The following is a 22,937-nucleotide window of genomic DNA, read 5'->3' as shown; positions in this document are numbered from 1 at the left end:
CCGGACGGTGACGGCCGCGCCCGCCCAGGCCTCCGTCGTCGACCTGACCCCCGACGACCTGGCGGCCCGGCTCGACGAGGCCCTGACCGTCTACGTCCGCGCGATGGCCTACCCGCCCGGCACCGTGCGCCAGCGCCGGCCCATGTGGGTCGAGCACTCCCGGCGCGCCGGCTGGCACGCGGTCGGCGCGATCGGCCCCGACCGGTCGCTGTGGGGCATCGCCTACGGCTACCCGGGGGCGCGCGGCCAGTGGTGGTTCGAGGAGGTCCGTCGCGGCCTGCTCGCCGCCGGGCCGCAGGGCCGTGAGCTGGCCGAGACGGTCCTCGGCGACTACTTCGAGCTCACCGAGCTGCACGTGCGCCCCGACGTCCAAGGGGGCGGGATCGGCGAGGCGCTGGCCCGCCGCCTGCTCTCCCACCCGGTCGACCGCCACGTCCTGCTGTCCACCCCGGAGGCCGACGACCCGACCCGCGCCTGGTCGCTCTACCGGCGCCTCGGGTTCCGCGACGTGCTGCGCCACCACCGGTTCACCAGCGACCCGCGCCCGTTCGCGGTGCTCGGGCGCACCCTGCCCCTGGACCCGCCCGGCGCCGGTTCGTCCGGGGACGCCGGGCCGGGACGCGCCTGACCGACGCCGTCGGGGCCGCCTGGCACCATGCGCGGGTGCCCGACGCCGCCCCCGCCCCGCCCAGCACCCCGACCAGGACCCGCCGCGGCCTCGTCCTGCTCGCCGTGCTGCTGGCCCTGGTCGGGGTGCTGGGCGCCGGCTGCGTCCGGGTCCGCGCCGGCCTCGCGGTCTCCCCCGACGACCGGGTGTCCGGCATCGTCGACGTCGCGACCCCGGACGGGTCGCCGGCCGGGCAGGGACCGCCGCTGCAGGTGCCCGACGACCTCAGCGGCGACGTGTCGGTCGAGCGCTACGAGCAGGACGGCTACATCGGCTCGCGGCTGCAGTTCGACGACCTGTCGTTCGACGAGGTCACGCGGGTGCTGCCCGCGATCAGCCCGTCGACGGGCTCGGCGATCCGGGTGCAGATGCGCCGCGCGGGCGACCGGGTGGTCGTCTCGGGCCAGGTCGACCTCACCCGCGTGTCGCCGGAGAGCTCGGACGTGCAGCTCAAGATGGCGTTCCCGGGCACCATCCGCCAGACCGACGGCACGGCCTCGCAGGGCGTCATCAGCTGGACCTTCCAGCCCGGCGCCGTCACCGACGTCAACGCGGTGGTCGAGTACCCGGACCCGAACGCGCCGTCCTGGATCCTCTGGTCGTTGCTGCTGTTCGCCGTCGTCGCGGTGGCCGTCGCGATCGTCGTGCTGCTGGCGATGTCCAGCCGCACCCACCTGCGCACCCGCGCCCGCCGCTGAGTCCGGGACCCGCGGCGGGCGCGGACCGGGTCAGGCGCCCGGGCGCTCGGCGATCCCGAGGCGCTGCACCACGTCCACCACCGCGGGCGAGCGGTTCATGCTGATGTAGTGGATGTTGGTGACGCCCTCGTCGAACATCCGCTGCGAGAGCTCGACGCACAGGTCGATGCCCGCGTCGCGGTAGCCGGCCTTGTCCTCGGCCAGCGGCTCGAGGCGCTCCAGCATCTTCGCGGGCAGCGGCGCGCCGGCGAAGTCCGCGCCGCGCTCGGCCGACTTCGGCGTCGTCACCGGCATGAGGCCCGGCATGATCGGGATGTCGCAGCCCGCCGCCGCGATGCGGTCGCGCATCCGGAGGAACTGGTCGGCGTCGTAGAACATCTGGGTGATCGCGAACTCGGCGCCCGCCTTCACCTTCTGGATGAAGAAACGGGTGTCGGAGTCCTCGTCGACCGACCGCGGGTGCAGGTAGGGGAACGCGGCGACGCCGACGCAGAAGCCCCCGAGGCGGCGCACCATGTGCACCAGCTCCTCGGTGTAGGCCAGGCCCGCGGGGTGCGGCACCCAGTCGGCGTCCTTGTCCCCGGGAGGGTCGCCACGGATGGCGAGCACGTTGCTGATCCCGGCGGCCGCGTACGACCCGATCACCTGCCGCAGGTCCTCGAGGGACGCGTCGACGGCGGTGAGGTGGGCCATCGCGGTGAGCGTGGTGTCGGTGGCGATCCGTCCGGTGGTCCGGACGGTGCGGTCGCGGCTGGAGCCGCCCGCGCCGTAGGTGACCGACACGAACGCCGGGTCGAGGGGCTCGAGGTCACGGATGGTGCGCCAGAGGGTCGCCTCACCCTCGTCGTCCTTGGGCGGGAAGAACTCCGCCGAGAACGTGGGCACCCCGCGCTGGATGCGCTCCGTCACAGTTGCCATCCGTCGACCCTACGGTGACGGGGTGTCCGGACGGAGGTGCCTTGTGACCGGGACCGCCCGATCAGCCGGTTCCGCCGTCCGCCCCTACGCTCGGTGCCGGAGGCGTTGACCGTCGGAAGGGAAGAGCGCGCATGACGGCTAGCGGGGCCTCGACGACGGTCGGGTCCGGGCCCGCGGACCCGATCGGGACGGTTCTGCCGGACGGCTCCCGGGACGGCGTCTCCGCAGGTCGCGACGACCTCGGGGCCATCGAGGCCGACCTGCCCGCCGCCGTGACCGCGGAGCTCGCCGACTACCTCGCGGGCCGGCGCAAGGGCACGCTCGACGTCGCCGAGGAGTTCGCCGAGGCCACCGACGACCTCGCCCGCTTCGTCCTCGACGGCGGCAAGCGGCTGCGGCCCACGTTCGGGTGGTGGGGCTGGCGCGCCGCCGGCGGGCTCGAGCACCCCGGGCCGGTGCTGCGGGCGCTGAGCGCCCTCGAGCTCATCCAGGGCTGCGCGCTGGTGCACGACGACCTCATCGACGACTCGGCGACCCGCCGCGGGCAGCCGACCGTCCACGCGCGGTGGGCCTCCCGCCACGTCGACGCCGCCTGGGCCGGCGACCCCACGCGCTTCGGGGCCGCCGTCGCCATCCTGCTCGGCGACGTGGCGCTGGCCTGGGCCGACGACATGCTCCACGAGTCGGGCCTCGACCCCGCCGTCCTCGCCCGCGGCCGCCCGGTGTGGCAGGCCATGCGCACCGAGGTGCTCGGCGGGCAGTTCCTCGACGTCCGGGGCCACGCCTCGTCGGACTCCTCGCCCGAGACCGCGCTGCGCATCAGCCGCTACAAGACGGCCGCCTACACCGTGGAGCGCCCGCTGCACCTCGGCGCCGCGCTCGCCGGCGCCGACGACGCCACCGTGCGGGCGCTGCGCCACTACGGCCGCGACCTCGGCATCGCCTTCCAGCTGCGCGACGACGTGCTGGGCGTGTTCGGCGACCCGGCCGTCACCGGCAAGCCCGCGGGCGACGACCTGCGCGAGGGCAAGCTGACCCTGCTCGTCGCGCTCGCGCGCGCCCATCCCGACCGGGAGACCGCGGCCGTCGTCGAACGCGCCGTCGGCGACCCGGACCTCGACGCCGACGCCGTGGCCGCCGCCCGCGAGGCGCTGGTGGCCCTCGGGGTGGTCGACGACGTCGAGCGGCGCATCACCGAGCTCACCGCGTCGGCCCTCGACGCCGTCCGGGGCAGCGGCGACGCCGACGCCCCGGTCCTCGCCCCGCCCGCCCCCGAGCGACTCGCCGACCTCGCCGTCGCGGCCACCCGCCGCGTGCGCTGAGCGCGACCCCAGGAGCACCGACCCATCATGATCGCCGCATGACCCGCACCGTCCGGTCCCCCACGGACCACGTCGTCGTCGTGGGCGCCGGCCTCGCCGGCCTCGCCACGGCCCTGCACCTGCTCGGCGCGGGCCGCCGGGTGACCGTCGTCGAGCGCGACCCCACCCCCGGCGGGCGCGCCGGGCGCCTGGACCTCACCCACGGGAACGGCAGCTTCCGCCTCGACACCGGCCCGACCGTCATCACGATGCCCGAGCTGATCGAGGAGGCCCTGGGCGCGGTCGGGGAGAAGATCGGCGACCGCCTCGAGATGGTCGACCTCCACCCCGCCTACCACGCGCGGTTCGCCGACGGCTCCGCGATCGACGTGCACACCGACCCGGGCGCGATGGAGCAGGAGATCCGCGAGAAGGTCTCGGCCGCCGACGCCGAGGGCTACCGGCGGCTGCGGGCCTGGCTCACCGAGCTCTACCGCGTGCAGATGGCGACGTTCATCGACGCCAACTTCGACTCCCCGCTCGACGTCCTGTCCCCCGAGCTCGCCCGCCTCGGCACGCTCGGTGGCTTCGGGCGGCTGGGGCCGCGGATCGCGAAGTACCTCCATGACGAGCGGCTGCGGCGCATCTTCTCCTTCCAGGCGCTCTACGCCGGGGTCCCGCCGGCCCGGGCGCTCGCCGCCTACGCCGTGATCGCCTACATGGACACGATCGCCGGAGTCTCCTTCCCCATGGGCGGGGTGCGGGCGCTCCCGCAGGCGCTCGCGGACGCGGCGGCCGACGCGGGCGCCGAGTTCCGCTACGGGACCACCGTCACCGGTCTCGAGCGCGCGGGCGGGCGGGTGCGCGGCCTGCGGACCGTCGCCACCGACGACCCGACCGCCGACGGCGACCGCCTCGACGCCGACGCCGTCGTCCTGAGCTGCGACCTGCCCGCCGCCTACGCGCTGGTCGGGCGCACCCCGCGGCGCGCGGTGCCGACGCGGTGGTCGCCCTCGGCGTTTGTGTGGCACGCGGGCGTGCCGGCGGGCACCGGGCAGGTGGATCGGCTGGGCCACCACGCGATCTCGTTCGGCGACGCCTGGGCGAGCACGTTCGACGAGATCATCACCGAGGGCCGGCTGATGAGCGACCCCTCACTGCTGATCACCCACCCGACCGCGACCGACCCCTCGCTCGCCCCCGCGGACCACGAGCTGGTCAGCGTCCTCGCCCCGTGCCCGAACACCGAGGTCGCGCCGATGGACTGGGCGCGCGTCGGGCCCCGCTACCGCGACGAGCTGCGCGGGGTGCTCGCCGGCCGCGGGATCGAGCTCGGCGAGCCGGTCGCCGAGCACGTCATCACCCCGGACGACTGGTCGGCGCTCGGCCTCGCGGCGGGCACCCCGTTCTCCGCGGCGCACACGTTCTCCCAGACCGGCCCGTTCCGCGCCGGCAACCTCGTGCGCGGCGAGGGCAACGTCGTGCTCGCCGGGTGCGGCACGACGCCGGGGGTCGGGGTCCCGACGGTGCTGGTGTCGGGGAAGCTCGCGGCCGCCCGGATCACCGGCTGAGCACGGCGTGAGCACCCCGTGAGCACCGCCGAGCTCGACGCCGCGGGCATCACCGACCCGGCGCTGCGCGCGGCGTACGCGCAGTGCCGGGCGCTCAACGCCGCGCACGGGCGCACGTACTTCCTGGCCACGCGCCTGCTCGCCCCCGTCCAGCGGCCCGCCATCCACGCGCTCTACGGCTTCGCCCGCATGGCCGACGACGTCGTCGACGACCCGGACGCCGACGCCTCGCCCGCCGCCGTCGCCGCGCGGCTGGAGGAGGTCCGCGGCCGCATGCGCCGCGGGCTCGAGGGCACCGACCCGCGCACGCTGGTCGCGGAGGGCGAGCCGGTGGTGGCGGCGCTGGCGGACACGGTCGCCCGCTACGGGATCGACCACCGCCACCTCGAGGACTTCATGGACGCCATGGCCATGGACCTCACGGTCACCGACTACGCCACCTTCGACGACCTCGCCCGCTACGTGCACGGCTCGGCGGCGGTGATCGGGCTGCAGGTGCTGCCGGTGCTCGGCACCGTCGCGCCCCGGGAGGAGGCCGCGCCGTACGCCGCCGACCTGGGCGTCGCGTTCCAGGTCACGAACTTCCTGCGCGACGTCGGCGAGGACCTCGACCGCGGGCGCGTCTACCTCCCGCGCGAGGAGCTCGCGGCCTTCGGCGTCGACCGCGAGCTGCTCGACCACTGCCGCGCGACCGGGCGGACCGAGCCGCGCGTGCGCCGCGCGCTGGCGCACCTCGTCGCCCGTACCCGGGCGGTCTACCGGCGTGCCGAGCGCGGGATCCCGATGCTCCACCCCGTCTCGCGGCCCTGCGTGCGCACCGCGTCCGTGCTCTACGGCGGCATCCTCGACGAGATCGTGGCCGCCGACTACGACGTGCTCGGCCGGCGCGTGGCCGTCGGCAACGCCCGGCGGGCGGCCGTCGCCCTGCCCCACCTCGCCCGCGCGGTCGGCACGCGCCTGGTCCGCAGGGCTGACACCATCGCCGGGTGACCGATCTCGTCCTCGCCTTCGACGCCGCCTGCGCGCGGTGCCGGGCGGTCGCCGCGGCCGTCGCCGGGACGGGGCTCGAGGTGCTGCCGCTCGGCGACTACCGGGTGCGGGCGTGGTGCGCCGAGGCGGGTGTGGCCGGGGACGCGCCGACGCTGGTCGAGGTCACGCCGACCGGCGGTGACGACCGGGTGCGGGCGTGGACCGGTCCCGGGCTGGCCGCCGCGCTGGTGCGCCGGCTCGGGCCCCGGCGCACGGCCCGGCTCGTGGGGGCGCTGCGCACCCACGGGGTGCTGGGCGACGCGGTGCGCGCCGGGCTGCCGGGTCCGCTCAGAACGCCATCGCCTGGGCGCGGCGCTTGACCTCGCGCCCGCGGTCCGAGCGCAGGGCGTCGATCGGCATCCCGGGCAGGGACTCGTCGTCGGCGAAGAGCCACCGCAGGATCTCGCCGTCCGCGTAGCCGCCGTCGCGCAGCACCTGGATGGTCCCCGGCAGGCCCTTGACCACCCCGTCGGCGACGAGGAACGCGGCGGGCACCAGCCACCGGTCGTCCTCGCGGACCCCGAGCAGCTGACCCTGCTTGATCATCTGGCTGACCCGGGTGCGGGGCACGCCGAGGCGCTCGGCGACCTGGGCGAGCGTGACGACCTCGATGTCGTGGCCCACGATGGCGGTGACGGCGGACTCGGACACGCGCGTCACTGTGCCAGAGGACGGCGTCGCCGCGGAGCCCGCAACGCGCTCAGAGCTGCGCGATCAGCGCGGCGGCCAGCCCGTCCGGGTTCGCCAGCGCCAGCAGGTGACCGCCGGGGACGACGACCGGCTCGACCCCGGCGCGCTCGCGGGCCAGGCGAGCCTGGAAGTCGGCGGGGAAGAAGCGGTCGTCGGCGCCGACGATCACCGTCACCGGGACCTCCGGCCACGCCGGCAGCGCCCAGCCGTCGACGAACGGTCCGTCGGTCTGCTCGCGCTGGTGCTCGGCGCCCGCCGCCGCGACGTCGACGGGGACGTCGTGGAGGAACTCCCACTGCTCGTCGAAACCCGCGTCCTCGCGGCCCGCGGCGCGGACGGCGGCCCCCTTGGCCTCCTGGTGGCCCGACGCCGTCCACCAGTCACCGGGCGACTCGCCCACCGCCGGGATCATGGCGTTGACGAACACGAGCCGCCGCACGGGGACCCGCCGGGCGACCTCGGCCGCGCTCGGCCCGCCCAGCGACTGGCCGACGACCACGACGTCCGCCGGGTCGGCCCGCTCCCCCAGCGCCGCGAGCGCGACCTCGACGTACTGCGGGACGCCGGCGGCCGGGTCGTCGGCGGGCAGGTCGGGGGCCACGACGTCGTCGCCCCGCGCCCGCAGCCGCTCCGCCACCAGGTGCCAGTACCAGCCCGCCCCGCCGGCGCCGGGCAGCAGCAGCCACGTCGTCACGACGCTGACCCTAGGGCCCTCGTCACCCGTCAGGGGCCGCGCGTCGCGTCCGCGGATCCCCGCAGGTCACCGCCCTCCTCGTAGCATCGGCGCCATGGCCGCACCCACCGCCCACCCCGAGGGGACGGTGCTGGAGGGGCGGTACCGGGTGGACGGGGTGCTCGCGCGCGGGGGCATGTCGGTGGTGCACCGAGGCGTCGACCTGCGGCTGGAGCGCCCGGTGGCGATCAAGGTCCTGGACGGTGCGCTCGCCGGCGACCCCGCCTTCATCCGCCGCTTCGAGCGCGAGGCCCGGGCCGCCGCCCGCCTTGCGCACCCCGGGATCGTCGCGGTCCACGACCAGGGGCGCGACCCCGACGGCACCGTCTTCCTCGTCCTCGAGCTCGTCGAGGGCGGGACGCTGCGCGACGTGCTGCGCGAGCAGGGGCGCCTGCACCCGGCGGCGGCCCTGACGGTCGCCGAGCAGGTGGTCACCGCGCTGCAGGTCGCCCACGACCGGGGCCTCGTGCACCGCGACGTCAAGCCGGAGAACGTGCTGGTCGGGCGGGACGGGGCGGTCAAGGTCGCCGACTTCGGGCTGGTCGCCGCCGCCTGGGAGGCCGGCACCGACGACCCGGACGACCCCGAGGGGTCCGGCGAGGTCGTGCTCGGCACCGTCGCCTACCTCGCGCCCGAGCAGGTCACCGACGGCCGCGCCGACGCCCGCACCGACCTCTACGCCACCGGCGTCGTGCTGTTCGAGCTGCTCACCGGGGTCCCGCCGCACGGCGGCGACGGCGGCGACGACCCGGTGGCCGTCGCGCGCCGGCACGTGACCGAGGACGTGCCGCCGCCCTCGTCCGTGGTCGGCGGCGTCCCCCGCGCGCTCGACCGGCTGGTCCTGGCCGCGACCAGCCGCGACCCCGAGACGCGCCTCGCCGACGCCGACGCCTTCCTCGCCGCGGCCCGCGGGGTGCGGATCGACGCGGACCTGCCGTTCCACCCGGTGCCCCCGCCGCGCCGGCGCGCGGCCGCCGGCTCCCGCCCGCTGCGGGGCACGCGGCTGCTGGACCTCGACGCCGACCACCCGCCGCCGCCGGTCGCGCAGGACGACGACGCCTGGGACGCCTGGGACTCCGGGGACGAGGACCTCGTCGACCTGGACGACGACCTGGACGACGAGCCGGACGACGACCCCGTACCCGCCCGCCGCCGCGGCCCCGACGACCCCGTCGACGACGTCGACGTCGCCATCGAGCGGATCGAGCGCCGTCGGGCCCGGGCCCGCTCCCGCCGGCTGCTCGCCGCCTGGCTCCTCCTCGAGGCGATCGCCGTCGTCGCGGCGGGCGCGGTCGGGTGGGGGCTCGGGCTGCCGGGCTGACTAGCCGCGGAGCATCTCCGCGACGAGGAACGCCAGCTCGAGCGACTGCTGGGTGTTCAGCCGCGGGTCGCAGGCGGTCTCGTAGCGGCCGGCGAGGTCGGTGTCCGAGATGTCCTGGGCGCCGCCGAGGCACTCGGTGACGTCCTCGCCGGTGAGCTCGACGTGGATGCCGCCGGGGTGGGTGCCCAGGCGCTGGTGGACCTCGAAGAAGCCCTGGACCTCGTCGACGACCTGGTCGAAGTGCCGGGTCTTGTAGCCGGTGGACGCCTCGACGGTGTTGCCGTGCATCGGGTCGCACTGCCAGATGACCTGGTGCCCCGACGCCGTGACCTTCTCGACGATGCCCGGCAGCACGTCGCGGACCTTGCCCGCGCCCATCCGCGAGATCAGCGTCAGCCGGCCCGGCTGGTGGTGCGGGTCGAGGCGCTCGACGTACTCGACGGCCTGCTCCGGCGTCGTCGACGGCCCGATCTTGAGGCCGATCGGGTTCGCGAGCAGCTCGGCGAAGGCGATGTGCGCGCCGTCGAGGGCGCGGGTGCGCTCGCCGATCCAGAGGAAGTGCGCGCCGAGGGAGAACAGGCGCGCGTCCTCGTGGCTCGTCGCCTCGACGCGCGAGTCGAGCCGCAGCAGCGCCCGCTCGTAGTCGAGGACCAGCGCCTCGTGGCTCGCGAAGATCTCGGTGCCGCGAAGCGAATGGTCGGTGACGCCGGCCGCGTTCATGAACCGCAGCGCCCGGTCGATCTCCGCGGCCACCGCCTCGTAGCGCTCACCCGCCGCGGAGGTGCGCACGAACTCACGGTTCCACTCGTGGACCTCGTGCAGGTCCGCCATGCCGCCCGACGTCAGCGCGCGGACCAGGTTCATCGCCGCGCCGGCGTTCGCGTAGGCGCGGATCATGCGGCCCGGGTCGGGCACGCGGCGCTCGGCGTGCGCGGCCAGCGAGTTGACCATGTCCCCGCGGTAGCTCGGCAGGCCGAGGGCGTCGGTGCCCGACGAGCGCGGCTTGGCGTACTGCCCCGCGATCCGCCCGATCTTCACGACGGGCAGCGACGCGCCGTAGGTGAGCACCACGGCCATCTGCAGCAGCGTGCGGATGTTCCCGCGCAGGTGGGGCTCGGTGTTGTCGGCGAACGTCTCCGCGCAGTCGCCGCCCTGGAGCAGGAACGCCTCACCCCGCGCGACGGCGGCGAGCTGCGTCTGCAGCCGGTCGACCTCCGCGGGCACCGTGATCGGCGGGACGTGCTCGAGCACGGTGCGCACGTCCGTCACGGCCTGCGGGTCGGGCCAGTCCGGCTGCTGCGCCGCGGGGCGCGCGAGCGCGTCGTCGAGCCGCTCTCGGAGGTGCGAGGGCAGCGGGGGCAGGCCGGGCAGGGCCTCCACGGGAAGGTCGACGGACCACACGGGTCACAACACTACTGGTGCGGTGGTGGCCCCCCGACGTGTTCCCCGTGACGCCCGCCCGCGGCCCGGATCTCACCCCGTGGCGGCCGGACCGTCGGGGTGGAGGCGCCGCCAGTGCTCGTCGATGACGCGCCAGCGGGCGAGGTTGTGGCGGGCGTCGGCGAGGGCGTCGTGGGCGTCGGCCGGGGGCGTGGGCAGCTCCGGGCGCCCGACGTCGTCCCAGCGCTGGCGCAGGTCGCGGGTGAAGCGCGGCAGCGCCCGCGGGAGGTCGGGCATGGCGCCCCAGAGCTGGGCGATCGCCACGTGGTCGTAGGCCGCGTACCAGGCCCAGAGCTCGACCGGGCCCTCGCCGGCGGTCACGAACTCGTAGAACTCCTCGCGGATCCGCAGGCGGCTGCGCCAGGCCGGGTCGGACATCGACGGCAGCTTGTCCAGCACGTTCTTCCGGACCCACGGCCCGGCGCGCATCGGGTCGAACTGGGTCGAGATCGCGTAGAACTCGCGGCCCTGCTCGTCGACCACGCCCACCGAGACCAGCTCGATCGTGGTCCCGTCCTCGATGAACTCGCAGTCGTAGAAGTACCGGGCCACGCGTCCATCCTGTCGCGGACGACCGGTCAGGCGGCCTGCGGGGTGCCGCGGTCCTTGACGGTGCTGGCGTAGACGTCGACGTACTCCTGCCCGGAGAGCACGCGCAGCGCGTCCATGATCTCGTCGGTCATGGCCCGCTCGACCTGCCGGTCGTCGGTGATGCCGTGGTAGCGGGAGAAGTCGAGCGGCTCCCCGATGCGGATGCCGATGCGGCAGGGGCGCCAGAACCGGGAGCCGACGGGGTTGGCCCGGTCCGTGTCGATCATCGCCACCGGGACGACCGGGACGCCGGCCTCGAGCGCCATGCGGGCGACGCCGGTGCGCCCCTTGTACAGGCGGCCGTCGGGCGAGCGGGTGCCCTCGGGGTAGATGCCGAACAGCCGGCCCTCGCGCAGGATCCCGATGCCGGTGTCGAGCGCCGCACGGGCGGCCCGCCCGCTGCCCCGCTCGATGGGCACCTGGCCCATGCCGGTGAAGAACCAGCGCTTGAGCGTGCCGAGCACGCCGGGCTGGGTGAAGTACTCGGACTTCGCGGGGAACGCCATCCGGCGCGGCACCATCAGGGGCAGCACGAACGAGTCGAGCACCGCGAGGTGGTTCGACGCCACGAGCGCCCCGCCGCGACGCGGCAGGTGGTGCGCCCCCTCGACGCGCGGGCGGAAGGCGACACGCATCAACGGCCCGAGCAGGACGTACTTCATGATCCAGTACAGCATCGTGGCCTCTCGTCCCTCGCCGCCCGCCGCGCCGGAGCCTAGGGCCCGGTCGACGCCGGCGGCACCGTCGCGCGGCGGTGTCACACCCGCTCGGACCCGTGGACGGAACCGTCCGGCGCGACACGGCCCCCACCGCGTGACCCGACCGTGTGGGACGTGCCACGATGGAGTTCCCGAGTCCGCTCTCCCCTGCCTCGTCCGCGAGGCGGGCCTGACGCGGCGCCCCCGCGCCCCGGAGGACCCCGTGCCCGTGCTGCCCGGCGCCGAGCCCTTCGCCTCGGATCCCGAGGAGGGCTCGCGGGAGATCGGCGTCGTGCTCAGCCACGGGCTCACCGGTACGCCGCAGAGCATGCGGGCCTGGGGCGAGCACCTGGCCGCGCAGGGCATCGGCGTGCGCGGGCCCCGCCTGCCCGGGCACGGCACCCGCTGGCAGGACCTCAACCGCACCCGCTGGCCCGACTGGTACGGCGAGGTCGAGCGCGCGGTCGACGACCTGCGCCGCGACTACCGCTCGGTGTTCGTCTTCGGCCAGTCGATGGGCGGCACGCTGACGCTGCGCCTCGCCGAGCAGCGCGGCGACGACCTCGCGGGCATCGCGCTGGTCAACCCCTCGGTGACGACGCTGCGCAAGGACGCCCTGGTCGCGCCGTACATCCAGTGGGTCGTGCCGTGGGTGCCCGGCGTCGCGAACGACATCCGCAAGCCCGGGTCGGTCGAGCTCGCCTACGACCGCCTGCCCACGCGCGCGGCCGTGTCGCTGACGGCGCTGTGGCGGCTCGTGCGCGCCGACCTCGGGCGGGTCCGCTGCCCCGTCCTGCTGTTCCGGTCCCCCACCGACCACGTGGTGGAGCCGGTCAACAGCGAGCTCGTCCTCGACGGCGTCTCCTCCGACGACGTCACCGACGTGGTGCTCCACGAGAGCCACCACGTCGCCACGCTCGACAACGACGCGCCCCGGATCTTCGCCGACAGCACGGCGTTCGTCCGCCGCGTGCACGCCGCGCGCGCCGACCGTCCCGGCGCCGCCCGCTCGACTCCAGGGACCCCCGCATGAGCGCGCCCGACCCGGACCCCGTCGACCCGGCCCGCCCCGACCCCGCGCGACCCGACACGGCGGGCCCCGCCGGTCCCCCGGATCCGGGACCCGGCGCGTCCCGCCGTCCCGACCTGCCCGAGGACGTCGACGCCGCCTTCGCCTCGATCGTCGCCGACTGGGCCGCCACCGGCGCCCCGCGCTGGCCCGACGAGGCCCCGGAGACGCCCGAGGCGCGCACCGACGGGCCCTCCTCCGGGCTCGGCACGGCCACCCCGCCCCGGGGCGCCCGCCCGCCGGCGCCCGACACCCCCAGCCCCGGCGCGCGCCGGCGCCCCGAGCCGCCCGCCGAGCCGCCCGCCGAGCCGGCCGCCGGGTCACCGACCGGAACACCGACCGGGCCTCCGCCGGGTCAGCGGCCCACGCCGCCGCGGCCGCCCGAGGACGAGCACTTCGTGCCGCCGGAGCCGCCGCCCCTGCCGCGCCTGGGCCTGAGCAGCCTGCTCGGCCTGGCCCTGCTGGTGGTCGGGGTCGTGCTGCTCGCGGTGCCCGGGCTGCTCGGCGGGCCGGTGGGGCTCGGCATCATCCCGGGCCTGCTGGCCATGACGGCCGGTCTGGGCTGGCTGGTGTTCGGGCTGCGCCGCGGCCGTGAGCCCGAGGGTCCGGACGACGGCGCGGTGCTCTAGGTCGGCGTGCGACCCGCGTCCCCGGGACGCGGGTCGTCCTCGGCGGTCCGGGCCGTCCCGCCGAGGCGTTTCCCGGAAACTCCTCCTCGCTAGAGCTCGGCCCTCTCCCGCGCGTCGAGCGCCGCGCCGACCATGCCGGCCTGCCCGCCGAGCGCCGCCGGGCGGATCTCGGCGACGCGGCGGTGGCCGCCACCGGTGACCTCCTCGGCGTACCGGCGCCGCGCACCGTCGAGGTAGAGCGACGCCGAGGCCGAGACCTCCCCGCCGATCACCACCACGTCCGGGTCGAACACGTCGGCCACCAGCGCGAGCCCCCGGCCCAGCCACTCGGCGAACTCGTCGACGACCCGCCGCGCCAGCTCGTCGCCGGCCTCCGCGGCGCGGGCGACGTCGCGCCCGGTCACCGGCTCCGCGCGCTCCCACGTGGCCCGGAGCAGCGAGAAGTCCTCGGACGCCGCGATCAGCTCCTCCGCCGACCGCCCGAGCGCCGTCCCGCTGCAGTAGCGCTCGAGGCACCCACGCTTGCCGCAGGGACAGGGACGCCCGCCCCGGACGACGGTGAGGTGGCCGAGCTCGGGGGCGACGCCGTACGCGCCGCGGAACACCACGCCGTCGACGAGCAGCGCGGCGCCGATCCCGGTGCCGAGCGCCACGAGCACCGCCACCGACGCGCCCGCCGCCGCACCGACCCGGTGCTCGGCGAGCCCCGCGGCGTTGGCGTCGTGCTCCAGGACGACGGGCAGCCCGAGGCGCTCGGTGAGGCGGTCGACGACGTGGTCGTCGCGCCAGGGGACGTGGGCGCCGAAGGCGACGGTGCGGCGGTCGCGGTCGACGAAGCCCGCGACCGCCAGGCCGACCGCCCTCACGGGGTGCGCCGCGGCGAGGCCGCCGACGAGCTCGGCGACGGTGTCGTCGAGGACCGCCGCGCGGTCGGGGGTCGGGGCGGCCCGCACCTCGGCCACGATCGAGCCGTCGGGGTCGACGACCGCCGCGCGCACCGAGGTCCCCCCGACGTCGACGCCGACGGTCAGCACGAGGCGTCGCCGCCGGGCGCGTCCGCCCCGGGCTCGCGGCCGCGCGCGGGGCGGCGGATGGCGATGCGCTGGACCGACGGCCGCGCCGCGCCGCCCGCCGCCGGGCCGGTGTCGGGCGGGTCTGTGGACTCGGCGACGGGATCGGGGGTGCCGGGCGCGGGCGTGTCGGGCGTCGTGACCGGGGCCGCGGACCCGGCGGGGCCCGCTGCCGCGTCGCGGAAGGTCGCGGAGCGGGGCGAGGCGCGGCGGATCGGCACCTTCCGGCCGCCGGGCGGACCACCGGTCGCGGGGCGGCGGGGTCGGGGCCCGCGGGCACCCGCCGGTGGGCCGGGCTCCCGCTCCGCGCGACCGCCACCGCGCCCCGCGGTTCCGGCCGTGGTTCCGGCCGTGGTTCCCGCCGTGGTTCCCGCCGTGGTTCCCGCCGTGGTTCCCGCCGTGTTCTCCGCCGTGGCCTCCACCGTGCTCGCCGAGGCGGCGGAGATGTCGCTCGCGTCGTCCCCGCGGTCCGCGGCGTCGACCCGTCCGGCACGGGGCGGGTCGGCGCCGGAGGACCCGGACACGTCCGGCGGGATGCCGCCCCACCCGTCCCACGGACCCCACTCCCGGGGCCACCCGGGTGGCGGGCCGTCGTCGGCCCCCGGCGCGGCACCGCCCGGCGCCGGCGGGGTCTGATCGGCGTGGGTGTGGGGATGGCCCGGCTCCTGGTGTGCCTGCACCATCAGCCGCAGCAGCATCATCAGCCCCGACGCCTGCTCGGCGAGCCGGGCGGTGAGCTCCGGCTGCTCGCCGCGCAGCGCCGCGACGAGCGCGCAGACGGGGCACCAGGAGCACGGCCCGGGGCTCTGCGGCGGCCGCATCCCGAGCCGCGAGCGCCGGGAGCCACCCCCGGCAGGCGGCGTCGCCCGCGGCGTCGCCTCCACGCGCGTGCCCAGCCAGTCGATCAGCGCCGACGCCGTCGCGCGCGCCTCCTCGGTCAGCCGCTCCTGCGCGGCGCGCCCGTCCGGGCCGGCACCACCCGCCCCTCCCCCCGGCGTGCTCACCGCATCCACACCGCGGGGTCGGGACGGAACACCACGGAGAGCAGGTCGTCGTCGAGGTCGGCGCCCGTGACCTCGCACCGGCGCAGCACCGGCGGCAGCGCGACCGCCCGCCGGCGGCCGTCGACGGTGACGGCGAGCTCGTCGCCGATGCGCACGAGGTCGACGTCGGCGTCGCCGATGCCGGCGATGTGCAGGTCGAGCACGAACTCGGAGTCGGCCGCGGTCCCGACGCCGGCGGTGCGCCGGACCGCGACGAGGGCCCGCCCGACCGGCCCGTCGAGCGGGTCGTCGTCGCCGTAGAGGGTGTCGGCGAGGTCGGCGAGCCCCTCGACGCCCACCGGCTCGCCCGCGCGGTGGGGCACGCGCCGTACGGGCACGTCGCCGCCGGCGCCGGCGAGGTCGGTGAGCACCGCCTCCTGCTCGGCGCGCCGGGCGCGCACCCAGGTGGCGGCCTCGCCGCGCCCCTTGCCCGCGTCGGGCACGAGCCGGTTGGCGACCATCCCGTCGACGTGCAGCCCGTGCAGCGCCAGCGCGGTGAGGGTCCGCCGGGTCTCGGCCGCGACCATCCGCTCGGGGGTGAGCACGAGGCGGATGGTGGTCGTGCGGTGGTCGGCGAGGAGGTCGCGCAGGCCGGCGAGCTGCTCGGCGAGCCGCGAGAGCGACGCGGCCGCGGCGTCCCACTTCGCCACCGTCGCGCTGCTGCCGGCGAGGCCCGCGAGCACCCCGCGGACCGCACGGCGGTGGGTCGGGAAGAGCCGCTCGAGGTAGGAGCCGAGGGCCTCGGGCAGCGCGAGCAGCCGCAGCGTCTCGGCGGTCGGGCCGCAGTCGACGACCACGACCTCCCAGGGCCCGTCGACGGTCGCGCGGCGCACGTCCTCCAGCGCGAGCAGCTCCTCGACACCGGGCAGGACGGTCAGCTCGTCGGCGACCATCTCGTCGACGCCCGCGCCCGCGAGCAGCGTGCGGAGCTGGGTGCGCAGCGGCTCCCAGGCGTCGTCCACCAGCGCGCGGGTGTCGATGTGCGCCGCGAACAGCCCCGGGTACGACTCGGGCGCGACCTCGCGCGCGGTGCCGTCGAGGCGGGCGTCGAACGCGTCGCCCAGCGAGTGCGCGGGGTCGGCGGACAGGACGAGCACCTTGCGCCCGCCACGGGCCAGCGCCACGGCGGTCGCCGCCGCCGTCGTCGTCTTCCCGACCCCGCCCTTGCCGGTGAACAGCAGGACCCGCACTCAGCCCTCCACGCGACGCTTCAGCCCGGTCAGCGCCTGGTCCATGATGCGCTTCTCGGCCCGCCGCTTGAGGAGGCCGGGCAGCGGCACGGCGAGATCCACCGAGAGGGTGTAGGTGACCTCGGTGCCGTCGCCGGCCTCGGCCAGCCGGTAGCGGCCCCGCTGCTGACGCTGCATCTGCCCGGACACGAGGTCCCAGGTGACGCCGTCGTCCACCCAGTCGTAGGCCAGCACGTAGTTGTCCTTGATGGGCCCGGCGTCGAGGTTGAACCGGACCTGCTCGGGGCGTCCCTCGTCGTCGTGGGTCAGCACCGTGGCCGCGGTGATCGAGTCCGCCCACTCGGGGTAGGAGTCGAAGTCCGCGATGACCCCCAGGACGTCCGAGGCCGGCGCCGCGATCGTGATGGATTGGGTCGACTCGTCGGCCATGGCGCGGAAGGCTACCGCCGTGCCCGGGGTGGACGGCACGCCCGGTGCCACCGCGGCGACCCCCGTGACCGGGCCCTCACGCGCCGGTGACGGCGTGACCCGGACCTCAGGGGCGCGGGGCCGTCGAGCGGTCCTCCGACCACTGCTCCGGCGGCACCCCGGGCGGCCGGCCCGCCTCGAGCCGGTCCTTGAGGGCGAACGCGAGGACCTTGGCCGCCCGCTGACGTCGGACCGCCTCCTTCGTCGCCGCGCGCCGGGAGAGGGTGTCGCCGACGGGGTCGACCCGCAGGAACCAGTGCAGCACCGTGCCGTCGCCGACGGCCTCGAGCCAGACCTCCATGCTGCCCCGCCACGCGTCGCCGACGACGTTCCAGCGCACGCCCTGCACCCCGCGGTCGGTGAACACCTGCAGCGCCAGGTCGGGCCAGAGGCGACGCCAGGCCGCCGGGTCGGCGAACTCGGCCGCGAGCCGCGCGGGCGGCACCGCGAGGAAGGTCTCGTCCACCACGTCGACGCTCGCCACGCACCCAGCGTGGCAGGACACGTCCGTTACCCCTTCCCGGGCCGTCCGATGGGCGGATTGTCCGGCTACCGGGAGGTAGTCCCCGCGACTATGGTCACAGCCGACGCAGCGAGGCGCGGGCAGGAGAGTGGAACGAGATGCAGCAGTACACGGAGCCGGCGACCGCCAAGGTGGCCGACGACGACAACCTCACCGCCGCGCCGTGGGGCAACGCCGACGCCCACGGCGGGGACGTCGCCTACCGCCGGCTGGTGGACGACGGCTGGCAGGACGTCACCTTCGCCGCCTTCCGCGACGAGGTCGCCGCCGTCGCGAAGGGCTTCCTCGCCGCGGGACTGCAGCCGGGCGACCGCGTCGGGCTCGTCTCGCAGACCCGCTACGAGTGGACGCTGATCGACTACGCGCTCTGGGCGGCCGGCGCGGTGACGCTGCCGATCTACGAGACGTCCTCGGCGGACCAGGTCGAGTGGTGCCTGTCGGACTCCGGCGCGCGCGGCGTCGTCGTCGAGTCCGACGAGCACCGCTCCATCGTGGAGGACCTGCGCGAGAAGCTGCCCGACCTCGGGCACGTGTGGCAGATCGACGGGTCGGGCGGCGCGGCCGGTGCCGTCGACGCGCTGCGCGAGGCCGGCGCCGGGGTCGACGACGCGACGCTGGAGCAGCGACGCACGTCGGTGCACGCCGACGACCTCGCCACGCTGATCTACACGTCGGGCACCACGGGCCGCCCGAAGGGCTGCGAGATCACCCACCGCAACCTGCTGTTCGAGGTGCGCGCGGTGGCCGACACGTTCAGCGACCTCATGCAGCCGGGCAACTCGACGCTGCTGTTCCTGCCGCTGGCGCACATCTTCGCCCGCGTCATCCAGTGCGCCGCGATGGAGTACCGCTACGTCATCGGGCACTTCGCCGACACCAGGAAGCTGACCACCGAGCTGCCGCGGTTCCAGCCGGACTTCCTGCTCTCGGTGCCCCGGGTGTTCGAGAAGGTCTACAACGGCGCGAAGGCCAAGGCCCACAACGAGGGCAAGGGCCGCATCTTCGACATGGCCGAGGCGACCGCCGTCTCCTACAGCGAGTCCCTGGACAAGGGCGGCCCGGGCATCGCGCTGCGCCTCCAGCACGCCCTGTTCGACAAGCTGGTCTACGGCAAGCTGCGCGCCGCGCTCGGCGGGCGCTGCGTCGGCGCGGTGTCCGGCGGGTCGGCGCTCGGGGCCCGGATCGGCCACTTCTTCCGGGGCGTCGGCGTCCCGATCCACGAGGGCTACGGGCTCACCGAGACCAGCGCCGCGATCACCGCCAACCCGAACCGGGCGGTCAAGGTCGGCACGGTCGGCAAGCCGATCCCCGGCGTGACCATCGCGGTGGCCGAGGACGGCGAGGTCCTCGCCAAGGGCGACGTCGTGTTCCGCGGCTACTGGAACAACCCCGAGGCGACGGCCTCGACCATCGTCGACGGCTGGTTCCACACCGGCGACCTCGGCAGCCTCGACGACGACGGCTACCTCTCGATCACCGGCCGCAAGAAGGAGCTCATCGTCACCGCCGGCGGGAAGAACGTCGCCCCCGCGGTGCTCGAGGACCGGGTGCGCGCCCACCGCCTCGTCAGCCAGGCCCTCGTCGTCGGCGACAACCGCCCCTACATCGGCGCGCTGATCACCCTCGACCCCGAGGCCCTGCCCGGCTGGAGCCTCGAGCACGGCAAGGACGCCTCCGACGCGGCCTCCCTCGCCGACGACCCGGACGTCCAGGCCGAGATCTCCGGTGCCATCGAGGAGGCGAACAAGGCGGTCTCGCGCGCCGAGGCCATCCGGCAGTGGCGCATCCTCGCCAGCGACTTCACCGAGGAGAGCGGCGAGCTCACCCCGACGATGAAGCTCAAGCGCAACGTCATCGCCGAGAAGCGCGCCGACGACATCGAGGCGGTCTACCAGCGCTGAGCGGTCGCGCGCCGGACGTGGAGGCAGCGAACGGCCTGTTCGCTGCCTCTACGCGCGCGAACTCCCCGTTGATCATCGAGCGGGGTCCTGCGCGCCGTCAGCCGGCGGCGAGGGCGCGCAGGCGGGCGGCGCGGGCGTGCCAGGTCCAGTCGGCGCGCATCCAGCGGCGCCCGGCCTCACCCATGGCGGCGGCGGTGTCGGGGTCGGCGAGGAGGTCCGCGAGGGTGTCGGCGACGTCGGCGGGGTCGCGGCCGTCGACGAGGCGCCCGGTCTCCCCCGGCCGCACGGTCTCCGGCGCGCCGCCCGAGCGCCCGGCGACCACCGGGACGCCGCACGCCTGCGCCTCGAGCAGGACGATGCCGAGGCCCTCGACGTCCAGTCCCCCGCCGAGCGTGCGGCAGGGCAGGGCCGAGACGTCGGCGGCGGCGTGGTGCGCCGGCACCTCGTCGGGGGTCATCGGGCCGGTGAGGACGACGTGGTCGGCGACGTCGTGGGTGCGGGCGAGGCGCCGGAGACGGTCCCGGTCGGGGCCGTCGCCGGCGATGAGCAGGGCGGCGCCCGGCACCGCACGGCGCAGCCGCGGGAGCGCCGCGACCAGCACGTCCTGCCCCTTGCGACGCACCAGGCGCGACACGCAGCCGATGACCGGCCGCTCGCCCAGCCCGTAGCGCCGCCGGATCGCCTCCCGCCCGGCCGGGTCGGGGCGGAAGCGCGCGGTGTCGATGCCCGAGGGCAGCGGCTCGAGGGCGACGTCGGGGCCGAGCGCCGCGGCGATCCGCCCGCGCGTGTAGCGGCTGACCGTGGTGACGACGTCGCTGTCGTGCCCGATGCGCTGCAGGGCCTGGCGGCCGCCCGGCAGCATCGACCAGCCCACCTCGTGCCCGTGGGTGCTCGCCAGCACCCGGGCCGCGCCGGCCCGCCGCAGCGCCGGCGCCATGAGGCCCAGCGGCGCGGCCGCCCCGAACCACACGGTGTGCGCGTCGTGCGCGCGCACCAGCTCCGCGGCCCGCCGGGTCGCCCCGGGCGTCGGCAGCATCATCGTCGTCGGCAGCCGGTGGACCTCGAACGGCTGCTCGGCGTCGAAGCGCCGGCAGGCCGCGCGCCCCTCGTCGGTGTCCCGCCACGTCGAGGCGAGGACGACGAGCTCGTCGGCCGGCAGCCCGGTGGCGAGCGCGTGGAGGTAGGACTGGATGCCCCCGGGCCGGGGCGGGAAGTCGTTGGTGACCAGCAGCGTGCGCGCCACCGCGGGAGCCTCGCACGGGCCACGGCCGCCCCCCGCGACCGGCCCGCTACGCCCAGCGCCGCAGGAACTCCACGGTCGCGGCGTCGACGGCCGCGGGGTCCGAGGCGCTGAGGAAGTGCTGCCCGCCCTCGACGACCTGCAGCTCCGCGTGCGGCGAGCTCGTGAACCGGCCGATCTCGTCCTGCGCGTTGGCCACGGAGTACACGCGGTCCTCGGTGCCGTGCAGCCACAGCACCGGGCAGCGGACCTCGTCGAGGCGCCCGTGGAGCCCGTCGCGGTCGCGCAGGTTGATCGAGCTCGTGCGCAGCCGGCGGCGCCCGTCGTCGCCGGTGTAGTGCTGCTGGTGGGTCGCGTGCCAGAACGCGCGGGTCTCCTCGTCGACCTGGTCGCCGAGGCCCTCCGCGAGCACCGCATCGACGAGGTCGGTCGGGATCACCCAGTCGTCCCCGACCGGCGTCGCGAGCGCGTCGATCGCCGGGGTGCAGAACGTGACGCCGTCCCAGCAGCCCAGCTCGCGGCTGCGGGGGCTCTCGGAGTCCATCGACGTGCCGAGCGGGACGACGCCCTGCACCACGTCCGGCGCCAGCAGCGCCATCCGGACCGCGATCCACCCGCCCTGCGAGGTGCCCAGCGCGAAGGCCCGGCGGACGTCGAGGGCGTCGAGGACCTGCAGCGCCGCGATCGCGGTGTCCCAGTAGGTGAAGTCGGCGTACCCGGCGCGCGTACGACCGTGGCCGTAGGGCTCGATCGCGAGGAGGTTCGCGGTCCGGGCGAGCTCCTCGTCGGCGAACTGCGGCCGGTAGAGCTCCGCCGACGTGGTGAAGGAGTTGACCATGACGAGGGTCGGGCGCGAGGCGTCGACCGGCCCGCTGGTCGCGTAGCCGATGGTCGACCCACCGAGGTGGGGCACGCTGATCGTCTGCGGGGAGCTCATGCCCGGATGGTGTGATCGGGGCCACGTCCCTGTCAACGGCGCTAGAGGACGATCCGCCGGACCCCGCTGAGGCTGGAGCGCACCTGCGACACCTTGACGACGTCGCCGGACTGCGGGGCCTCGAGGAACTGGCCGCCGCCGACGTAGAAGCCGACGTGGGTGACCGGCTCGTTGAAGAACAGCAGGTCGCCCGGGCGCGCGTCCTGGTAGGGCACCGGGACGCCGACGAGCGCCTGCTGCCGCGAGACCCGCGGCATGCCGACCCCGACCTGGCGGTAGGCCCACTGCACGAGCCCCGAGCAGTCGTAGGTGCTCGGGCCGGTGGCGCCCCAGAGGTAGGGCTTGCCCTGCTGGGTGAGCGCGACCCGCAGCGCCTCGATCGCGATGCCGGCGCCGGGGATGTCGGTCGGGAAGTCGGTGGTGCCCCCGCGGCGCAGCGCGGCCAGCGTCGCCGGCGAGGCGTCGGCGAGGGCCTCCTCGGCCGCGGCGACCTCGCGGTCGGCGTCGGCCTTCCGGCGCTCGGCGTCGTCGGCGGTGCGCTGGGCGTCCGCGGCCGCGCGGTCGGCGTCGCGGGTGCGGGCCTCGGCGTCGCGCTCGGCGGTCTCGGCGACCGCGGTGGCGTCGAGGAAGCGCTGCACGACGCGCTGGTTCTCGGTGGAGATGGTGTCGAGCAGCGAGGTGCGGTCGAGGTAGGCCTGCGGGGACTCGCTGCCCAGCAGCGCGGCGAGCGCGTCGAGCTGGCCGCCCTGGTAGGCCGCGCGCGAGACCTGGTCGACGTCGACGAAGGCCCGGTCGCGGTCGGCGCGGGCCTCGTCGGCGGCCTCGCGGGCGCTCTCGGTCTCGCGGCGCGTGCGGTCGGCCTCAGCGCGGCGGACCCCGAGCTGCTCCTCCGCGTCCAGCGACGCCTCCGTGGCGTCGGCCGCGCGGGCGTTGGCCTCGGCGAGGGCCGTGACGGCGTCGGGGGCTCCGGGCGGGACGATGGGGTCGGCCCACGCGGCGGTCGCGCCCCCGAGGCCCGCGACCCCGGCGAGCAGGGCTCCCACCAGCGCCGTGACCGGCACCCTGAGGAGCCGGGCCGTCCGCCCGCGACCGGGACGCACGCCAGCGGCTCGGGGCGACACCACGTCCTCGTCGGGTCCTCTCTGCGCAGCCCGGCCGTGCCACGCCCACGGACCCGCGGGCGGGCCTCGGGCGCCGCCCCCGCGCCGGA

Annotated in this window: 24 protein-coding genes; 10 read left to right on the top strand and 14 right to left on the bottom strand. The window is 76.3% G+C overall.

Annotated features, from left to right (window positions below; all coding sequences use genetic code 11):
* Positions 1-7 precede the first annotated feature (7 nt).
* Positions 8-628, top strand: a complete 621-nt coding sequence (locus ACYX4T_RS03145) for a GNAT family N-acetyltransferase (protein WP_476013125.1) — start codon at positions 8-10, stop codon at positions 626-628.
* Positions 629-663: 35 nt separating this feature from the next.
* Positions 664-1,365 (top strand): LppM family (lipo)protein, encoded by a 702-nt coding sequence (locus ACYX4T_RS03140; protein ID WP_476013124.1) that lies wholly within the window; start codon positions 664-666, stop codon positions 1,363-1,365.
* A gap of 30 nt (positions 1,366-1,395) precedes the next feature.
* Here ACYX4T_RS03140 and ACYX4T_RS03135 read toward each other — a convergent pair whose 3' ends face one another.
* Positions 1,396-2,283: a methylenetetrahydrofolate reductase gene (locus ACYX4T_RS03135; protein WP_476013123.1), complete on the bottom strand. Its 888-nt coding sequence runs from the start codon at positions 2,281-2,283 to the stop codon at positions 1,396-1,398.
* 131 nt (positions 2,284-2,414) lie between these two features.
* On the opposite strand from ACYX4T_RS03135, the gene ACYX4T_RS03130 reads away from it, so the two are divergent.
* From ACYX4T_RS03130 to ACYX4T_RS03115, 4 genes are read left to right on the top strand one after another with little or no spacing between them, the layout of a single operon-like run.
* Positions 2,415-3,605, top strand: coding sequence for a polyprenyl synthetase family protein (locus tag ACYX4T_RS03130; RefSeq protein ID WP_476013122.1), 1,191 nt, complete (start codon positions 2,415-2,417; stop codon positions 3,603-3,605).
* Positions 3,606-3,643: 38 nt separating this feature from the next.
* Positions 3,644-5,155: a phytoene desaturase family protein gene (crtI, locus tag ACYX4T_RS03125; protein ID WP_476013121.1), complete on the top strand. Its 1,512-nt coding sequence runs from the start codon at positions 3,644-3,646 to the stop codon at positions 5,153-5,155.
* An 18-nt stretch (positions 5,156-5,173) separates the two neighbouring features.
* On the top strand, positions 5,174-6,145 hold the full coding sequence (locus ACYX4T_RS03120) for a phytoene/squalene synthase family protein (RefSeq protein ID WP_476013120.1): 972 nt from the start codon (positions 5,174-5,176) through the stop codon (positions 6,143-6,145).
* A complete protein-coding gene (locus ACYX4T_RS03115; RefSeq protein ID WP_476013119.1) occupies positions 6,142-6,504 on the top strand; it encodes a hypothetical protein in 363 nt (120 codons plus the stop codon). The genes ACYX4T_RS03120 and ACYX4T_RS03115 overlap by 4 nt, the downstream gene beginning before the upstream one ends.
* Here the strand turns inward: ACYX4T_RS03115 and ACYX4T_RS03110 are convergent.
* The gene (locus tag ACYX4T_RS03110) at positions 6,473-6,835 is read right to left on the bottom strand and encodes an Rv2175c family DNA-binding protein (RefSeq protein WP_476013118.1); all 363 of its coding nucleotides are present in this window, start codon (positions 6,833-6,835) and stop codon (positions 6,473-6,475) included. The two genes, ACYX4T_RS03115 and ACYX4T_RS03110, sit on opposite strands and share 32 nt — an antisense overlap.
* Before the next feature lie 49 nt (positions 6,836-6,884).
* Complete coding sequence (locus ACYX4T_RS03105; protein ID WP_476013117.1) at positions 6,885-7,568, bottom strand: alpha/beta fold hydrolase; 684 nt, start codon at positions 7,566-7,568, stop codon at positions 6,885-6,887.
* Between the two features lie 94 nt (positions 7,569-7,662).
* On the opposite strand from ACYX4T_RS03105, the gene ACYX4T_RS03100 reads away from it, so the two are divergent.
* Positions 7,663-8,928 carry a protein kinase domain-containing protein gene (locus ACYX4T_RS03100; RefSeq protein WP_476013116.1) on the top strand — a complete coding sequence of 422 codons (1,266 nt, stop codon included), beginning with the start codon at positions 7,663-7,665 and terminating at the stop codon, positions 8,926-8,928.
* Here the strand turns inward: ACYX4T_RS03100 and ACYX4T_RS03095 are convergent, their stop codons facing one another.
* The 3 genes from ACYX4T_RS03095 to ACYX4T_RS03085 all read right to left on the bottom strand — a co-directional run bounded on the left by ACYX4T_RS03095 (position 8,929) and on the right by ACYX4T_RS03085 (position 11,636).
* Entirely contained in the window at positions 8,929-10,329 is a 1,401-nt protein-coding gene (locus ACYX4T_RS03095; protein WP_476013115.1) for a class II 3-deoxy-7-phosphoheptulonate synthase, read from the bottom strand.
* Positions 10,330-10,401: 72 nt separating this feature from the next.
* Positions 10,402-10,920 (bottom strand): polyadenylate-specific 3'-exoribonuclease AS, encoded by a 519-nt coding sequence (locus ACYX4T_RS03090; RefSeq protein ID WP_476013114.1) that lies wholly within the window; start codon positions 10,918-10,920, stop codon positions 10,402-10,404.
* 26 nt (positions 10,921-10,946) lie between these two features.
* Entirely contained in the window at positions 10,947-11,636 is a 690-nt protein-coding gene (locus tag ACYX4T_RS03085) for a lysophospholipid acyltransferase family protein (RefSeq protein ID WP_476013113.1), read from the bottom strand.
* Positions 11,637-11,880: 244 nt separating this feature from the next.
* Here ACYX4T_RS03085 and ACYX4T_RS03080 point away from each other — a divergent pair, with 244 nt between their 5' ends.
* Positions 11,881-12,690, top strand: a complete 810-nt coding sequence (locus ACYX4T_RS03080) for an alpha/beta hydrolase (RefSeq protein WP_476013112.1) — start codon at positions 11,881-11,883, stop codon at positions 12,688-12,690.
* The gene (locus ACYX4T_RS03075) at positions 12,687-13,355 is read left to right on the top strand and encodes a hypothetical protein (protein WP_476013111.1); all 669 of its coding nucleotides are present in this window, start codon (positions 12,687-12,689) and stop codon (positions 13,353-13,355) included. The genes ACYX4T_RS03080 and ACYX4T_RS03075 overlap by 4 nt, the downstream gene beginning before the upstream one ends.
* A gap of 89 nt (positions 13,356-13,444) precedes the next feature.
* Here the strand turns inward: ACYX4T_RS03075 and ACYX4T_RS03070 are convergent, their stop codons facing one another.
* The 5 genes from ACYX4T_RS03070 to ACYX4T_RS03050 form a co-directional block, all read right to left on the bottom strand.
* Positions 13,445-14,389 (bottom strand): ROK family protein, encoded by a 945-nt coding sequence (locus ACYX4T_RS03070; protein ID WP_476013110.1) that lies wholly within the window; start codon positions 14,387-14,389, stop codon positions 13,445-13,447.
* On the bottom strand, positions 14,383-15,429 hold the full coding sequence (locus ACYX4T_RS03065; RefSeq protein ID WP_476013109.1) for a hypothetical protein: 1,047 nt from the start codon (positions 15,427-15,429) through the stop codon (positions 14,383-14,385). Before ACYX4T_RS03065 ends, ACYX4T_RS03070 begins: the two co-directional genes overlap by 7 nt.
* On the bottom strand, positions 15,426-16,658 hold the full coding sequence (locus tag ACYX4T_RS03060; RefSeq protein WP_476013108.1) for an ArsA family ATPase: 1,233 nt from the start codon (positions 16,656-16,658) through the stop codon (positions 15,426-15,428). The genes ACYX4T_RS03065 and ACYX4T_RS03060 overlap by 4 nt, the downstream gene beginning before the upstream one ends.
* Positions 16,659-17,087, bottom strand: coding sequence for an SRPBCC family protein (locus tag ACYX4T_RS03055; RefSeq protein ID WP_274202693.1), 429 nt, complete (start codon positions 17,085-17,087; stop codon positions 16,659-16,661).
* 106 nt (positions 17,088-17,193) lie between these two features.
* Complete coding sequence (locus tag ACYX4T_RS03050) at positions 17,194-17,610, bottom strand: polyketide cyclase / dehydrase and lipid transport (RefSeq protein ID WP_476013107.1); 417 nt, start codon at positions 17,608-17,610, stop codon at positions 17,194-17,196.
* 137 nt (positions 17,611-17,747) lie between these two features.
* On the opposite strand from ACYX4T_RS03050, the gene ACYX4T_RS03045 reads away from it, so the two are divergent.
* The gene (locus tag ACYX4T_RS03045) at positions 17,748-19,550 is read left to right on the top strand and encodes an AMP-dependent synthetase/ligase (protein ID WP_476013106.1); all 1,803 of its coding nucleotides are present in this window, start codon (positions 17,748-17,750) and stop codon (positions 19,548-19,550) included.
* Positions 19,551-19,647: 97 nt separating this feature from the next.
* On the opposite strand, the gene ACYX4T_RS03040 is transcribed toward ACYX4T_RS03045, so the two are convergent.
* The 3 genes from ACYX4T_RS03040 to ACYX4T_RS03030 are packed head-to-tail and all read right to left on the bottom strand — an operon-like array spanning position 19,648 to position 22,788.
* Positions 19,648-20,793 carry a glycosyltransferase family 4 protein gene (locus ACYX4T_RS03040; protein ID WP_476013105.1) on the bottom strand — a complete coding sequence of 382 codons (1,146 nt, stop codon included), beginning with the start codon at positions 20,791-20,793 and terminating at the stop codon, positions 19,648-19,650.
* Positions 20,794-20,839: 46 nt separating this feature from the next.
* Positions 20,840-21,727, bottom strand: coding sequence for an alpha/beta fold hydrolase (locus ACYX4T_RS03035; protein WP_476013104.1), 888 nt, complete (start codon positions 21,725-21,727; stop codon positions 20,840-20,842).
* 41 nt (positions 21,728-21,768) lie between these two features.
* Complete coding sequence (locus tag ACYX4T_RS03030) at positions 21,769-22,788, bottom strand: C40 family peptidase (protein ID WP_476013103.1); 1,020 nt, start codon at positions 22,786-22,788, stop codon at positions 21,769-21,771.
* Positions 22,789-22,937: the final 149 nt, after the last annotated feature.

Source organism: Actinomycetospora sp. ABD4_176, assembly GCF_056311855.1.
Note: the sequence above shows the minus strand (reverse complement) of the source record. Positions and strands in the feature narration are given on the sequence as shown.

What these genes read in the sequence shown, in the direction of transcription:
- ACYX4T_RS03135 (WP_476013123.1), bottom strand. Translation starts at nt 2,283, where the DNA reads ATGGCAACTGTGACGGAGCGCATCCAGCGCGGGGTGCCCACGTTCTCG.
- ACYX4T_RS03130 (WP_476013122.1), top strand. Translation starts at nt 2,415, where the DNA reads ATGACGGCTAGCGGGGCCTCGACGACGGTCGGGTCCGGGCCCGCGGAC.
- crtI (WP_476013121.1), top strand. Translation starts at nt 3,644, where the DNA reads ATGACCCGCACCGTCCGGTCCCCCACGGACCACGTCGTCGTCGTGGGC.
- ACYX4T_RS03100 (WP_476013116.1), top strand. Translation starts at nt 7,663, where the DNA reads ATGGCCGCACCCACCGCCCACCCCGAGGGGACGGTGCTGGAGGGGCGG.
- ACYX4T_RS03085 (WP_476013113.1), bottom strand. Translation starts at nt 11,636, where the DNA reads ATGCTGTACTGGATCATGAAGTACGTCCTGCTCGGGCCGTTGATGCGT.
- ACYX4T_RS03075 (WP_476013111.1), top strand. Translation starts at nt 12,687, where the DNA reads ATGAGCGCGCCCGACCCGGACCCCGTCGACCCGGCCCGCCCCGACCCC.
- ACYX4T_RS03055 (WP_274202693.1), bottom strand. Translation starts at nt 17,087, where the DNA reads ATGGCCGACGAGTCGACCCAATCCATCACGATCGCGGCGCCGGCCTCG.
- ACYX4T_RS03045 (WP_476013106.1), top strand. Translation starts at nt 17,748, where the DNA reads ATGCAGCAGTACACGGAGCCGGCGACCGCCAAGGTGGCCGACGACGAC.
- ACYX4T_RS03035 (WP_476013104.1), bottom strand. Translation starts at nt 21,727, where the DNA reads ATGAGCTCCCCGCAGACGATCAGCGTGCCCCACCTCGGTGGGTCGACC.